Origin of the sequence: Plantactinospora sp. BC1, from assembly GCF_003030345.1 — a bacterium.
GTDB lineage: Bacteria > Actinomycetota > Actinomycetes > Mycobacteriales > Micromonosporaceae > Plantactinospora.
Map to the genome: position 1 here is coordinate 2,994,235 of NZ_CP028158.1, position 14,415 is coordinate 3,008,649.

The 14,415-nt window shown below is 67.6% G+C and carries 15 protein-coding genes and 1 tRNA gene; 13 read left to right on the plus strand and 3 right to left on the minus strand.

Annotated features, from left to right (window positions below; translation table 11 throughout):
* Window positions 1–80 precede the first annotated feature (80 nt).
* The 11 genes from C6361_RS36975 to C6361_RS12855 are packed head-to-tail and all read left to right on the plus strand — an operon-like array spanning window position 81 to window position 8,859.
* On the plus strand, window positions 81–362 hold the full coding sequence (locus C6361_RS36975) for a hypothetical protein (protein ID WP_159079306.1): 282 nt from the start codon (window positions 81–83) through the stop codon (window positions 360–362).
* Window positions 359–535 (plus strand): multiple cyclophane-containing RiPP AmcA, encoded by a 177-nt coding sequence (gene amcA, locus C6361_RS37595; protein ID WP_199853337.1) that lies wholly within the window; start codon window positions 359–361, stop codon window positions 533–535. Before C6361_RS36975 ends, amcA begins: the two co-directional genes overlap by 4 nt.
* Before the next feature lie 6 nt (window positions 536–541).
* Entirely contained in the window at window positions 542–1,510 is a 969-nt protein-coding gene (locus tag C6361_RS12815; RefSeq protein WP_107267879.1) for an NAD(P)-dependent oxidoreductase, read from the plus strand.
* A gap of 20 nt (window positions 1,511–1,530) precedes the next feature.
* Window positions 1,531–2,511 (plus strand): thymidylate synthase, encoded by a 981-nt coding sequence (locus tag C6361_RS12820; RefSeq protein ID WP_107267880.1) that lies wholly within the window; start codon window positions 1,531–1,533, stop codon window positions 2,509–2,511.
* Window positions 2,508–4,244 (plus strand): carbamoyltransferase C-terminal domain-containing protein, encoded by a 1,737-nt coding sequence (locus tag C6361_RS12825; RefSeq protein WP_107267881.1) that lies wholly within the window; start codon window positions 2,508–2,510, stop codon window positions 4,242–4,244. Before C6361_RS12820 ends, C6361_RS12825 begins: the two co-directional genes overlap by 4 nt.
* Window positions 4,226–5,272, plus strand: coding sequence for a hypothetical protein (locus tag C6361_RS12830; RefSeq protein WP_107267882.1), 1,047 nt, complete (start codon window positions 4,226–4,228; stop codon window positions 5,270–5,272). The genes C6361_RS12825 and C6361_RS12830 overlap by 19 nt, the downstream gene beginning before the upstream one ends.
* A gap of 51 nt (window positions 5,273–5,323) precedes the next feature.
* Complete coding sequence (locus C6361_RS12835; protein WP_107267883.1) at window positions 5,324–5,845, plus strand: topology modulation protein; 522 nt, start codon at window positions 5,324–5,326, stop codon at window positions 5,843–5,845.
* 24 nt (window positions 5,846–5,869) lie between these two features.
* A complete protein-coding gene (locus C6361_RS12840) occupies window positions 5,870–6,685 on the plus strand; it encodes a class I SAM-dependent methyltransferase (protein ID WP_107267884.1) in 816 nt (271 codons plus the stop codon).
* The gene (locus tag C6361_RS12845; RefSeq protein ID WP_107267885.1) at window positions 6,682–7,419 is read left to right on the plus strand and encodes a phosphotransferase; all 738 of its coding nucleotides are present in this window, start codon (window positions 6,682–6,684) and stop codon (window positions 7,417–7,419) included. Before C6361_RS12840 ends, C6361_RS12845 begins: the two co-directional genes overlap by 4 nt.
* A 22-nt stretch (window positions 7,420–7,441) precedes the next feature.
* Window positions 7,442–8,092 (plus strand): histidine phosphatase family protein, encoded by a 651-nt coding sequence (locus tag C6361_RS12850; protein ID WP_107267886.1) that lies wholly within the window; start codon window positions 7,442–7,444, stop codon window positions 8,090–8,092.
* Window positions 8,089–8,859, plus strand: a complete 771-nt coding sequence (locus tag C6361_RS12855; protein WP_107267887.1) for a phosphotransferase enzyme family protein — start codon at window positions 8,089–8,091, stop codon at window positions 8,857–8,859. The genes C6361_RS12850 and C6361_RS12855 overlap by 4 nt, the downstream gene beginning before the upstream one ends.
* Before the next feature lie 136 nt (window positions 8,860–8,995).
* Here the strand turns inward: C6361_RS12855 and C6361_RS12860 are convergent, their stop codons facing one another.
* The 3 genes from C6361_RS12860 to C6361_RS12870 all read right to left on the minus strand — a co-directional run bounded on the left by C6361_RS12860 (window position 8,996) and on the right by C6361_RS12870 (window position 11,301).
* On the minus strand, window positions 8,996–9,697 hold the full coding sequence (locus tag C6361_RS12860; RefSeq protein WP_107267888.1) for a hypothetical protein: 702 nt from the start codon (window positions 9,695–9,697) through the stop codon (window positions 8,996–8,998).
* Between the two features lie 67 nt (window positions 9,698–9,764).
* A complete protein-coding gene (locus C6361_RS12865; RefSeq protein ID WP_159079307.1) occupies window positions 9,765–10,763 on the minus strand; it encodes a DUF4238 domain-containing protein in 999 nt (332 codons plus the stop codon).
* A gap of 462 nt (window positions 10,764–11,225) precedes the next feature.
* A tRNA-Lys gene (locus tag C6361_RS12870) sits at window positions 11,226–11,301 on the minus strand.
* A gap of 188 nt (window positions 11,302–11,489) precedes the next feature.
* Here C6361_RS12870 and C6361_RS12875 point away from each other — a divergent pair.
* Together C6361_RS12875 and C6361_RS12880 are read left to right on the plus strand one after the other, a co-directional pair.
* Complete coding sequence (locus tag C6361_RS12875; RefSeq protein WP_107267890.1) at window positions 11,490–12,728, plus strand: Ig-like domain-containing protein; 1,239 nt, start codon at window positions 11,490–11,492, stop codon at window positions 12,726–12,728.
* A gap of 268 nt (window positions 12,729–12,996) precedes the next feature.
* A complete protein-coding gene (locus tag C6361_RS12880; RefSeq protein WP_369931384.1) occupies window positions 12,997–14,289 on the plus strand; it encodes an Ig-like domain-containing protein in 1,293 nt (430 codons plus the stop codon).
* Window positions 14,290–14,415: the final 126 nt, after the last annotated feature.

Consider the following 14,415-nt stretch of genomic DNA (forward strand, 5'->3'; position numbering starts at 1 on the left):
CTATTGCCGAGCCTCGAACGGTGCCGCCCGACGGCGGCTACGCGGCCAGCCCGAATCGCCTACAGCTCAGGGGGTAGATCGTGGACACGTTGATCAACCTCGACAAGACGATCTCGGGCCCGCGCCTGGTTGCGGCGGTGATTCGTGGCTCCAATGTCGTGAGGCTGTCTCCTCGCCTGCGTACTGCCATGAGGGCTGCGCGGGCGGGTGACCGGCGGGTTGCTCCCACCCGCAGCCTTGCGGTGGCGGACCCGCTGTCCCCCCGGCGGGTCCGCCACATCGGCCGCGAGCGGATCGCCTCCGGCACGCACCGCCGGCACACCCCCTACCACCGAGCCGGCATGCAGGCGGCACGGCGATGACCGTCTACCTCTCCCGCAACGCCGCCATGACGGCTGCCAACGGCGCCGACGGACAGGAACGCAGGAGCCGCCGGACCGCGATCGGTCGGGCATGCGCTCCGACGGTCGACCCTCCCCTGCTCACCCACGCCTGGCGGCTGATCTTCGAACGCAGCACACGAAAGGAGGCGTGAGGATCCATGTTCCGAGTCCTGGTGACCGGGGCGGCTGGGTTCATCGGCTCGCATCTGGTCGACGCGCTACTAGCCCGAGGCTTGACGGTGATCGGCCTGGACCGTCGCCGGCTCGGCGAGCACGCCCTCGCGGACGAGAACCTCGCCGCCGCAATCTCCAACCCGTCGTTCACGCCATGCCACCTGGACCTGGCCACCGATCAACTCGATGACGTGGTGAAGGGCTGTGACACCGTCTTCCACCTCGCCGCCCGGCCCGGCGTCCGTCAATCCTGGGGCAGCGACTTCCTCGACTACGCCCAGACCAACGTCCTCGGCACCCATCGACTCCTCGACACGTGCGTCCGGCAGGGCGTACGACGGCTGGTCTTCGCATCGTCGTCCAGCGTCTACGGCCCGACGAACCGGCCGAGTCGGGAGGGCGACCCGACCTGTCCGATATCCCCGTACGGCGTGAGCAAGCTCGCCGCCGAACACCTCTGCCTGGCCTACGCCCGCCGTCCCGACAGCCAACTCAGCGTCGTCGCACTCCGCTACTTCACCGTGTACGGGCCTCGGCAGCGACCCGACATGGTGATCGGTCGGATTTTGTTCTCCGCATACACCGGTTTTCCGATGACCCTATTCGGCGACGGCAGTCAGCACCGTGAGTTCACCTATATCAGCGACGTCGTCACCGCGACCATCGCCGCGGCTCATCTCGACGTCCGGGCCGCCGTCGTCAACGTCGGCGGCGGCGCGAGCGTGTCCATGCGGGGCGTCATCGACGAAGCGTCAGCGGTCACCGGCCGGCAGGTACCGATCAAGGTGGTACCCGCGCAGCCGGGCGATGTTCCGGCGACCGCAGCCGACCTGACCCGCGCCGGCCGGCTGCTCGGCTACTGGCCCACCGTCGGCCTGCACGAGGGACTCGCCCGGCAGGCCGCCTGGCTGGTCGACCTGTCCCGCGACCGGCTCGCCACCTTCACCTCCTGAACCCCGCAACGGAGCCATTCATGATCGTTCTTACCGCCGACTCGGCCAGCGAACTCTTCACCGCCGCCTGCCAGGCCGTACTACTCAACGGTCGCGCCGCATCCCCACGCGACCACGCCACCACCGAGGTCATCGGCGCCCACCTCTGCCTGACGAATCCCCGACGACGCATCGTCCACGTACCACCAGCCCGCGTGATCAACCCGGCCTTCACCGTTGCCGAGGCGCTGTGGATCCTCTCCGGCTCCGACGACCCATGGATCTTCGACTACAACGACAACCTCCGCCAGTACGCAGACGACGGCGTGCTCCGCGGCGCCTACGGCCCACGACTGCGCCGGTGGGGCGGCCGGATCGACCAGCTCGACGCCACGATCGACCAACTCGACGCCGTACGACGCCAACTGCACGCCGACCGGAACTCCCGGCGAGCGGTCATCCAGCTCTACGACCCGTCCCGCGACCACCGGGGATACCGCGACGTGCCCTGCACCCTCGGCTACCGCTTCTTCATCCGCCAGGGCCGGCTCGCAATGCACACCAGCATGCGCAGCCAGGACCTGTGGCTCGGCTTCCCCTACGACATCTTCACCACGACCTTGATTCACGAGTTGATGGCCGGCTGGCTCGGCGTCGACCTGGGCGAATACCACCACCACGTCGACTCCCTGCACCTCTATGCCAACAACACCGAAGCGGCCGCCGCATGCCTGCACGGTCTGCCCGGCGACGCCGAACTGCCGCCGGTCACCGTGTCGTGGCCGGACCTGGACACCCTTCTCCAACGCGTGATCTCCGGCGCCACCGCCTCAACCGACGGGCCGACCTGGGACGCCTTCGGCCGGACCCTCAGCAGCTACCGATCCTGGAAGGCAGGCGACCGGGACCAGGCGCGGAAGCTGGCCGCCGCCACCCCCGACCCACTCGGCCACGCGCTCTCAAGCTGGTACGACCGCCTCGCCCCGACCGTCGCCACAGCCACGCAGGACGCACGAGGATGAGGGCGCGACCGGACAGCCGCCACGCCGACGTCGTGCTGGGCCTGTGCGCGTACACGCACGACTCGGCCGCCGCGCTCCTGGTCAACGGACACTTGATCGGCTTCGCCGAAGAGGAGCGACTCGACGGGGTCAAGCACAGCAAGGCATACCCAGCCAACGCCGTCGCCTGGCTTCTGGCCGAGGCTGGGCTGACCGCGGACCAGGTGACGACAGTCGCGTACAACTTCGACGGCCGCCGCTACCTGCCCGCTCTCGGTCAACTGCCCGCACATCTGGCCGCCTCCGTGACTCGCGCCCGGGCGGTGCCCCGTGCTCGCAGCTTCCTCACCGTCCGCCGCCGCTACCAGGCCAGGATGCGGGACCTGTCCCGACGGTTCCCGCACGCCCGGCTCCGCCCGATACAGCACCACCGCGCGCACGCCCTCTACGCCTTCCTCTCCGCCGGGGTGGACGACGCGGCCGTTCTGATCGTGGACAGCCTCGGCGAACTCCAGACCACCACCAGCTGGCACGCCGCACAGCACGACGCCCGACCCTTCCGACTCGCCCTGCACGATGCGGTCGACGACCCCGCATCGCTCGGCTACGCCTACGGCGCCGTCACCGAGCACCTGGGCTGGCGTCGGGGTGACGAGGAAGGCACAGTGATGGCACTGGCCGCGCTCGGCAACCCGGAACGCTTCCACGACCTGATGAGCCGAGCGATCCGCCTCACCGAGAACGCCTTCACCCTCGACCCGACCCTGCTGCCGCTGCGGGTGCTCTCCAGCCGGTACGGCCGGATCACACCGGCGTTTGCCGCCGCCACCTGCCCGCCCCGCCTGCCGGGCGCACCGGTCGAACTCGTGCACGCCGACCTGGCCGCCGCACTCCAGGAACGGACCGAGCAGGTGATGCTGCACCTGGCCCAGCGAGCCGCCCGGCTGACCGGGTCCGGCCTGCTCTGCCTCGGTGGCGGCGTGGCGATGAACTGCGTCGCCGCCGGACTCATCGCCCAGGCCGGCATCGTCGACGAGGTGCACGTACCGCCCGCGCCCGGAGACTCCGGCACCGCCATCGGCGCGGCAGCAGCCGCCTGGCTCGACACCACCGGCCGGCCACCCACCGGCGTCGAACAGCGCTGCTACCTCGGCCCGGCGTACCCGAAGCTGACCCTGCACACCGAACCGCGCCCCGGCCTGGCCGCCGAACGCCTGGACGATCCGGTCCACCACCTTGCCCAGCGGCTCGCCAGTGGGGCGATCGTCGGGCTCTTCGCCGGCCCGCTGGAGGCCGGGCCACGCGCGCTGGGCAACCGGTCCATCCTCGCCTCACCCCTCTCACCCGGCGTCGTGGACCGGCTCAACGCCACCGTGAAGTTCCGCGAACCGTTCCGGCCGTTCGCCCCGGTCATCCTCGCTGACAAGGCGGCCGACTACGTCCAGCTGCGTCAACCCTCGCCGTACATGTCCATCGCAGCCCCCGTCACCGACCTGACCCGCACCTACCTACCCGCGATCGTCCACGCCAACGGCACCGCCCGGGCGCAGACCGTCACCCACGCACAGCATCCGTTCCTCGCCGACGTCCTGACCGCGTTCGGCCAGATCACCGGACACCCCGTCCTGATCAACACGTCGCTGAACGTCAAGGGCAAACCAATCTGCGGTACTCCGGACATGGCGCTCGCCTGCCTCACCGCAACCGGCCTGGACGCTCTGCTCATCGAAGGCTGGTGGGTGACCAAGTGCTGATCGGCTACAGCTGCTGGGGATTCCTCGGCCCCGGCATCCTCGACACCCCCGACGGCGGACGCAGCCACCGCCGCACACTCATCGACGGCCTACGCCACACCGGCCACGAGATCCTGTTCCTCCAGCGCAACCGCGACCTGGACGAAGCCAGGAACGACCTCACCGAGCACTATCGGTGGAACATCGACCTGCCCGACATCGACGTCCTGTTCCTCGAATGGCGCTGGCCCATCCCCGGCCGCAACACCACCCCCTGCGGTCGGCCCGGCCACACCTGCGACCTACACCGGCAAGCCGAACTCCTCACCCACTACACCCACAAACTCGGCATCCCGACGATCATCTGGGACAAGGACCGACAGCTCGACCCGCACGACCCACTCCGCCAGCTCAACCACGTCACGGTCTGCGAGCCCGCGCTGCACCCGAGCCCAGGGGCGGTGCCGCTGCTCTTCCCCGTCGCCGACGCTGCCATCGACACCGCCAGTCCCGCCGCACTCGCAGCCCACCCCCGGCCGACCTCACTCGTATACGTCGGCAACCAGTACGACCGCGACGACGCCTTCGACACCTTCTTCGCGCCCGCCGCCGCGCAGCTACCCCACCTGATCGCCGGCAAGTGGCCCGAGACCAACCGCTGGCCCGGCCTCAACTTCATCGACCGGGTCCCGTTCCCGCAGGTCACCGAGATCCACACCAACGCCCTCGCCACCGTGCTGCTACTACCCGACCGCTACGCCCGTGTCGGCCAGATCACCCAACGAATCTTCGAAGCGATCCTCGCCGGCTGCGCCACACTCCTGCCCACCACCATCCGAAGCGCCGCCGGACTCGTACCGGCGAGCCTGCACGTCACCGACGCCACCGACGTACGGGACCGGGTCGGCTGGCTCGCCGAGATCGCCGGCACCAGCAACCACGCCGACCTGATCGCCGACTGCCTGCGCCGTCTCGCCCCGTTCCGGCTCTCCGCCCAACTCGACGTACTCAATCGTCTTCTGCACCGATCGGACCGGGTGCCGTCATGACCCGCCGTGTCCACCCGACCTCACCCCGTCCCGCCCCTACTCTGGAGGACCATGGACAGGATCGCCATCATCGGCTGCGGCGGCAGCGGCAAATCCACCGTCGCCCGGCAATTGGCCCACATCCTCGACGCGCCGCTGACCCACCTCGACTCGATCTACTACGACGAGCAGTGGAACCCGCTGCCCCAGGACGAGTTCGCTGCCCAGCAGGAGAAACTCGTGGCCAGCGAGCGGTGGGTCATCGAGGGCAACTACGCCGGCACCCTACCCATCCGGCTGGCCGCCGCCGACACCGTGATCTTCCTCGACCTACCCGCCCTGACCTGCCTCTGGGGCATCGCCCAACGACACTGGCGCTACCGAGGCGGCCAGCACCAGGCCGACGGCGTATACGACCGAATCACCTGGAACTTCGTCCGCTACATCCTCGGCTACCGACGCACCATGCGGCCCCGGGTCGAGACCCTCATCTGGGAACACGGGCCGCACGTCCGACTGATCTCACTGCGCAACCGCCGGCAAGCCAACCGACTGCTCGACCGGCTACGACAACAGGCCCAGCCGATGACGTAACCGGGCCGGGACGGGAGGCGACCGATGTCGGCTAACCCGTTCCTCGACCCCGCGCTGGTCCACGGCGACCTGTACTGCACCGACGACCGGCTCGCAGAACGCACCCGCGCGCTACGCCAAGCCAAGATCGCTGGGCGAAACGTCGCCCAAGTCGTCGTCGACCTACTCGCCCAGCGGACCTCGCCCGGTGCGGTCGTGCTCGACATCGGCTGCGGGCGAGGCACCACCACGCTCCGGATCGCTGCCAGTCTCCGCCCTCGACGGCTTATCGCGGTCGACGCCTCGGCCGCACTGCTGGACACCGTCCGTACCCGGCTGGCCCAGGCCGACGAGGTCGGCTCGGCGGTCTGCGCCGACTTCCACCACCTACCGTTGCCCGATTCGATGGCCGACGCGGCGGTAGCCGCGTTCTGTCTCTATCACTCGACCACGCCGGCCGCCGGAGTCGCGGAGATCGCCCGCTGCCTCCGTCCCGGGGGTGTCGCCGTCCTGGTGACCAAGTCGCTGGACAGTTACGCCGAGCTCGATCATCTCGTCCAAGCAGCGAACCTCGACCCCGACGCTGTCAGCCAGCCGAGCCTCTACGAGAGCTTCCACAGCGGCAACCTGGTCAACATCGCCGCCACTCATCTCGCCGTGCTCGATGTCCTGCACGAGCAGCACGTCTTCGAGTTCGCGGACGCCACGCACCTCGCCCGATACCTCGCCACGACCCCGAAATACCGAATCCACCCTGTGGGCGGGCCAGCCGACCTGGCCGCGATCCTCCGGAAACGGCTGCCCGTACCGCCGTATCCGACCCGGTCCACCGTCAGCTACGCCCTGGCGGCACGGCCATGACCAGCAACCTCTTCCTCAAGCGGTATGACGACCCACAACGTTGCTCGGCAGCGGCGGCCCATTACGCCTGGCTCACGTCGTTGGAGTCCGGGGTCCGCCTCCCGCACCTGGTCACACGGACGAGTCGTCACCTGGCCTTCGAGCGACTGCCGGGCCGGACACCCGAGGTGCCCGACCTGCCTCGCGTGGCGTCCGCGCTCGGTCGGCTGCACGACGGCGCGTACCGGAGAGAGCTGCACTCCGCACGCCTCGATCAACCGCACGCCACGCCGACCGGGCTGGTGCTTTCCGACTTCACCGGGCCGCGTCGGGAGGCGCTGCATCGGGCCGCCCGTGTCACCGGCGTAGACCTAGCCGCGCTGGACGCTCTTCTCGACCGGACTGGCCGGCCTGCGGCCTTCTACAAGGACCCGAACGTTCGCAACTACCTCGTTGAGGGAGAGAGCGTCGCCGTCGTCGACTTCGACGATCTCACCCTCGCCCCCTTCGGCTACGACCTGGCCGGCCTGCTAGTTACCGCCTCGATGACATTCGGCCGACTCCGCCAGCAGACCATCATGAACTGCGTCGATGCCTACCGAGCCGCAATCACGCCGAACGTCTGCGACCTTGACGAATTGCGGCAGTACGCCGAACTGCACCACCTCTTGACCCTCCGTTACCTCGGCACCAACGGATACCGGCACCCGTGGCCCACCGTCCGCCCGTGGCCCGATGCCTTCACGCCGACCTGACCGCCCTGAAGGAGCCCGGCCGATGGCCCCAACCACCGAACTCGTCATCGCCCGCCACGGCGAAGCCGCCTGCAACGTCGCCGGAATCGTCGGCGGCGAACGCGGCTGCACCGGACTGACCGACCGGGGGCGCCACCAGGTCACACGGCTCGCTGCCCGGCTGGCTGCCGAGCACGCAACCCGCCCGTATGCGGTCTTCTACTCCACCCCCCGACTCCGGGTAGTCCAGACCGCCGAGATCATCACGAAGGCTCTCCACCTACCGCCCACCGTTGAGGCGAAACTTCGCGGGCCTCACCACGGCGACGCCGATGGCCGCCCGTGGGCGGACGTCAAGACCACCTTTCAGGGCCCGCCCCAACACGCCCCCGACGCCCCATACGCCGACGGGTCCGAAACGTGGAACCAATACCTCGACCGGTCAACCAAAGCCCTACAGGAGATCCTCGCCCGGCACGAGGGCCAGCGAATCCTCATCGCCGCCCACGGCGAGACCATCGAGGCCGCCAACAACCTACTCTTCACACTCCCCCAGGACGCCTGCCTGCGGCTCGGCTTCGTCACCGACCACGCCTCGGTCACCCGGTGGCAGCGACCGACCAACCGGTTCGGCCGCACCATTTGGCAACTCGTCGCCCACAACGACACCCGCCACCTCGAACCCGGGCGATGAGCAGCACCGACCTCCTCCAACTCTGCCGGCGTCTTCTCGACACCGACGCGGTGCCCGTGACGTGGCACCCGGGCCATGCAGGTACTCAGTTGCTCCGCGCCTCGACCGCCGAGCACGGGGAGGTGATAGTCAAACCACACCGCAGCCAAGAACGGCACACGCAGGAGGTACATGCCTACCGGGCCTGGGTTCTGGCCCTCGGTGACCAAGCCCCCCGCCTACTCGCGACAGCCGACGATCCGCCCGCGATCATCATCACGGTCGTGCCAGGTGTACCGCTGAACCAGCGAAGACTTTGCCCCGAGGCCGAGCAGGATGCATACCGCCAAGCCGGGCGGCTACTCAAGACGCTTCACGCCGCCGGACCGCCGAGGCTGGAGCCGGATTGGACAGCCTGGCTCGCCGATCGATCCGAGTATTGGATTCACCGAGCCGGAGACCGGATAACGCCTAGCGACCGGGCCGAGGTACGCGCCCACATGCGAGCCCTCCAAGACCTCGCCCCGCTACCGGCCCTGCCGTGCCACCTCGACTTCATGCCCCGCAACATGATCTACGGTAACGACGGCATTGTTCGCCTGATCGACTTCGAGCACAGCCGGTACGACCTGCCCGCCCGCAACCTCGTACGCCTCGCCACCCGCGCCTGGCCCCTCCGCCCCGACCTACGCGACACCTTCCTCGACGAGTACGGCCACCTCACCGCAACGGACCACGAGGTGCTGGAACACTGTGCCTACCTCGACGCTATAACCTGCACTAGATAGAGTATCGCCGATAGGGCATCCGGCTCCACTTCGCCAAACCCTAGCGAAGTGAGCAGCACTCAACTCGCGGCAGCCGCGCCCTCGGCTCTTTCGGTCTGCCGATAGGCACAGCTGTTCTGCAACGCCAGGCCTCTGGTTAGCCTGCGTTTTCCGGGTCAGTGATGAAGGTTAAAAACTCGGTACCGAGCGGCGTGGTCGCTACTCCCCACAACCCCCCTTGGGTCATAATTCCCGACAGCGATTGACCGACTAGACCGGCGTTGGTTAGTGCTGCCGCGTACCGGTCTATCAAGTCCTGACGACCACCGAGCTCGGGCATGCCTGCCTCAATGATCGCCTTCTTCGACCCCATGGTGATGTTCGGTCGTGCGACTTGGTGGCGGTCGAACCAGCCTGGCGGATCAGAGAGCAGCTTCAACAGCCGCACATGCGTCGGGGTGAACTGATCGATCATGCCGAAGAAAAGCTGTTGAGTGTCGCCATCCGGAGCATCGGGAAGCACCGCGTTAACAACCGCGTTACGGAGTAGTGCCAGTTTCTCGGTTCGCGAGGTCCGGTCGGCGATCTGTGAGGCTGTAGTTAGCGCATCCATAAATGCATCGTTGCTCATGAGTTGTTCGAAGTCGCCCAACTTGTCGCCGAGACGGTGCACCTTCTCGGCGAGACCATTGAGCCACCGGCTACGCCGATCCGCGAGGCGCCGGCCGGCGGCTTCAGTGAATGCGATCTGCAGAGGCCCGCCGACGCCCGGCACGGCCGATATTGCCATCTCGGTGACTCTCGTCAGCCCCTGTCGACGGTCTGTGTCCTCAGGATACGGCTCCACGCACAGCATCATGCCTTACGGATAACAACTACGGCCTCCTGCGTTTGGACCAGTCCATATGTCATTTGGTCCGCTCCCGCTACTTGTACGACCACATGTTCGGCGCGGGGAGGTGAAGCCCCTGGTCGCAGAGGGCGACATCCGGGCCAACCGCAAATGCCTCGGACTGCTCTACACAGCAGCCAGGAGGGTCCACGTGTTCGCCCTGGGGCGTCCACTGGGAGCAATGAAGCCGCACCTGTGGCCGTCGCCGGAACTTCTTGGCCCGAGGCAGCCGGTCACGCTGCTCTCCGCTCGAGAAGATCATGCGCTCCCGGCCCTGCTCCACGCCGTCGCGCACGATGCCTACCAGCTTGCCGGTCGCTTCACGTATGACGGCTTTCTCGCCCAGGAGGTCGTTACTGAGAGCAATGACGCGGTGTGGACTAACCGGCCAGATAACGTATGGAGTGGCGACGAGGCTTGGGCGCAAGTTGTGTCGGTACGGGACCACCACCGGAGCATCACATGTCATGAACCGGCCCTTGACGTCGTGCCACACCTCGATCTGCCGAGTCGTAAGCACATCGGCGGCGTCCCACATTGCCGAGAACAACAACTCGGTGTGGATACCTGCTGCCGAGTACGGATTCTCGGGATCGTTCATCTCCTTGAACTCGTGCGGATTCTGCGCGACGAGCCATGCGTTATGCTGTTGACGAAGTCTTCGCTGTTGAGGCGTGCGCATGCGCTGGATAGCCATCGAGACTCCGAGCGCGATTAGATCATCGAACTCCAGCTCGTCCGGGTCTTGGAGCTGGCTGAACAAGGTCTGCACCCGTCGTAGCTCGGCGTCCGCGACGCCAAAAAGCAGCTCCACCCGATTGTGGGCAGCACCGTCGGGGCCGACGACGCGGTAGAAGTTCTCCTCGACGCAAATGTCAGCAAGACCGAGTGACCTCACCACACCTGTGACTGTATCGAGAGCCCGCACCCGTTTGCCATCAAATGACCACTCTCGAAGGTACGCCCTCGGGACGTAGTGGTGTCGGCGGCTGACTGGGTCCTCCGCCGTCTGCAGGCGCAGCAACTTGTCCATGTAGTCACGTGCACGTCCGCGCAGGGACCGGCCCCCCGCGGTGAGGGGCACCTGCCCCCAGGGGTTCCGAACTTGCTTGACGATTGCCCAATCGCCGAGGCCGGGAGGAGCCGAGTCAATTGCCACGTCGCCAGGGTAATCAGTTGCACCGACAGGTCGGTCGACCCATGGCGTGGATGAAACCGTAGCTATCAATGGATCAACGGGGGTGGGCACGCCGCAGCGGGATATGCAGTCTGTCGCTCTCAGTCGCCATCTGCACATCTACCTGCGATGACACGGCGCCAATGCCCGCCCCCCGACCCTCCCCCAGCCCAGGAGATGTCCACTGGCATAGCACCTGTCCCTGCAGACGCGGAGCGGTCCGACCGCTCCCGATCACCCGCCGAGCACCCATCCACCGACACGAACATGAAGAAGGCCCCGATCCGGCGTGAAGTGCCAGGTCAGGGCCTTGATCGTTGGTGCGCCGCCAGGGACTCGAACCCCGAACCCGCGGATTAAGAGTCCGCTGCTCTGCCAGTTGAGCTAGCGGCGCTCGCTGACAACGGGAGAAACCCTAACACGGCTGCGGGAGGAGCTTCCAACCAGTTCCCCTTCCTGCGACGAGGAGCCGGCCCGAGCCGGCAAAACGGGCATTCCTCCCATAGGTTTGGCGTCCGGGGTCAAAACTGTGGCCCCGATAGTGCACGATGTCTCCCGGGATTCGAGTGGACCGAGGTGGGGATGGGCAGGAGCACGCGCACCTGGGCGATGATCATCGCTCTGGTGGTCGGCGCGCCGCTGGGTTTGGCGGCGTGTGGCGGCGACGGAGACGAGAAGCCGCAGTTCGTGAGCGGTGACGGCGGGGCGGCCGGAGCGTCTGCGACCCCGACACCACCCGCCGAGCCGCTCGAGTTCGCGATCACCCCGGCCAGCGGCGCCAAGAAGCAGCCGGTGAGCATCGAGATCGGCACCAGCGTCAAGGGCGGGAAGATCAGCAACGTCAGCCTGACCCTCGCCGGAGGCGGCGCGGTCCGGGGCGCGATGCGGCCGGACGGCTCGTCCTGGGTGCCGGCGGCGCCGCTGAAGTACGCCAAGACCTACACCGCGCAGGTCACCGCGACCTCTCCCTCCGGCCAGACGGAGACCAAGACCACCTCGTTCACCACCATGGCCAAGCCGAGGTCGGTGATCGGCTCCGGCCTCTACCTCTTCGACGACAAGACCTACGGCGTCGCCATGCCGGTGGTGGTGGAGTTCTCCCCCGGCATCGCCAAGAAGGACCGGGCCAAGGTGCAGCAGCGGATGTTCGTCGACTCCGACCCGCCGCAGCCCGGCGCCTGGCACTGGGTCTCCAACGGGACCCAGGCCTACTACCGCGCGCCGGAGTACTGGCAGCCGGGGACGACGCTGAGCGTACGGATCGGGCTGGAGGGCATCCCGCTAAGCAACGGCCGGTACGGCAACGTCGACCGCAAGGCGACCGCCAAGATCGGCAACAGGTTCGAGATGAAGGTCGACAACAAGACCAAGAAGATGACCGTCATCGAGGACGGCAAGGTGGTCCGGACCATCCCGGTGAGCCTCGGGAAGAAGAGCACCCCGTCGTCGAGCGGCACCATGGTGGTGATGGAGAAGAAGGAGTCCACGGTCTTCGACACCCGCGACGACCCGGACCCGGCGAACCGGTACGTGACGGACATCGACTTCGCCCAGCGACTGACCTGGGGCGGGGAGTACATCCACGCCGCTCCGTGGTCGGTCGGCGACCAGGGGCGACGCAACGTCTCGCACGGCTGCGTCAACGTCTCCACCGCGAACGCCCGCTGGCTCTTCGAGAAGACCAAGACCGGCGACCCGGTGACGATCACCGGTACCGAGCGGAAGCTGGTCTCCGGGAACGGCTGGACCGCCTGGAACCTGCCCTGGCAGGAGTACGTCAAGGGCAGCGCCCTGCCGGTCCCCGCCGACCTGGGCGCCTGACCTGGGCCAGCACGGCGACGGACCGACGACCGACCGACGACCGACCGACGACCGACCGGCGACGGATCGAGGACGGATCGAGGACGACTTCGGTCGACATTGAGGTACCAACCGGTTGAATCGACCTGATCCGATGGTGTTCTACGGCACGGGAGGAAACGAAAACTTGCTCACGGACGTCTTTGGGAGAGGATGACCGTGGGGACCGAGTGGGTACAGCTGTGGAAAACAGCAGTGTGAGGGGATCATGCGACCAGGCCGGAATCAGATGACCCGTGGTACCTCCGACCGGGGTCCGGCGACGCGGGTACGACGACCCGCGCCGCTGCGTGCCCTCGCCTCGGTCCTGATCGCCGGGGCCCTGGCGGTCACCGCGACCGCCTGCACCGGCGACGGCGACAAGGGCGCCGGGCCCTCGTTCCAGGGCGGCAGCGAGGCCGAGCAGCAGCCGAAGGCCTCCGCGACGATCACCGCGCCGGCGGCCGACGCCAAGGACGTACCCGCCTCGGCGGAGATCGCCTTCAGCAGCAAGGACGCCGTCGAGACGACCGTCGAGGTCAAGAACGCGGCCGGTGAGGCCGTCAAGGGTGCGCTCACCGCCACCGGGACGTGGCTGCCGGAGAAGGCGCTCGAATACGGTACGACGTACACCGCGACCGTGACCGCGACCGGCGACGACGGCAAGCCGGCGACGACGACCAGCACCTTCACCACCATGGCCAAGCCCGGCAAGCAGATCCGGGTGACCAGTTTCCTCGGCGACGGCCAGACGGTCGGGGTCGGCATGCCGTTGATCGTCAAGTTCAGCCGGGCCGTACCGGAGGACTACCGGGACGACGTGCAGCGTCGGATGACCGTGCAGGCCACTCCGGCCCAGGAGGGGATCTGGCACTGGGTCAGCCCGACCGAGGTGCGCTACCGCCCGAAGACGTACTGGAAGGCCAACACCAAGATCTTTTACAAGATCCAGGCCGGCGGGCTGCCGATGGGCGACGGCTGGTACGGCCGGTCCGACCTCACCGTCGACATCAAGACCGGGCCTGCGGTGGTGATGACCGTCGACAACAAGACCAAGAAGATGACGGTCAAGAAGGACGGGAAGGTCATCAAGACCATCCCGGTCAGCCTCGGCAAGAAGAGCACCCCCTCCTCGAGCGGCACGATGGTGGTCATCGAGAAGCTGAAGAAGACCGTCTTCAACACCATGGACGATCCGAACCCGGCCAACCGCTACATCACCGACATCGAGTACGCCCAGCGGCTCACCTGGGGTGGCGAGTTCATCCACGCGGCGCCCTGGTCCGTCGCCTCGCAGGGGCGTACGAACGTGTCGCACGGCTGCGTCAACATGTCCACCGCCAACGCGAGCTGGCTGTTCAACCAGACCCGGGTCGGCGACCCGATCGTGGTGAAGGGCACCGAGCGCAAGCTGCAGAACGGCAACGGCTGGACCGACTGGAACATGAGCTGGGACGAGTACGTCAAGGGCAGCGCGATCCCGGTCGGCGAGACGGCGACCGCGCCGACCACCGAGCCGACCACCGGCACCGTCACGGGCTGAACCGGCGACAAGCCCGCCCCCACCGCCCACCGCCCACCGAAGACGCCCTAGCCCTCCCGGAACCGTCCGGAGCGGGCGAGGGCGTCTCGCGGAAGCAGGAGCGGGAGCGGGAGCGGGCCTCGGATC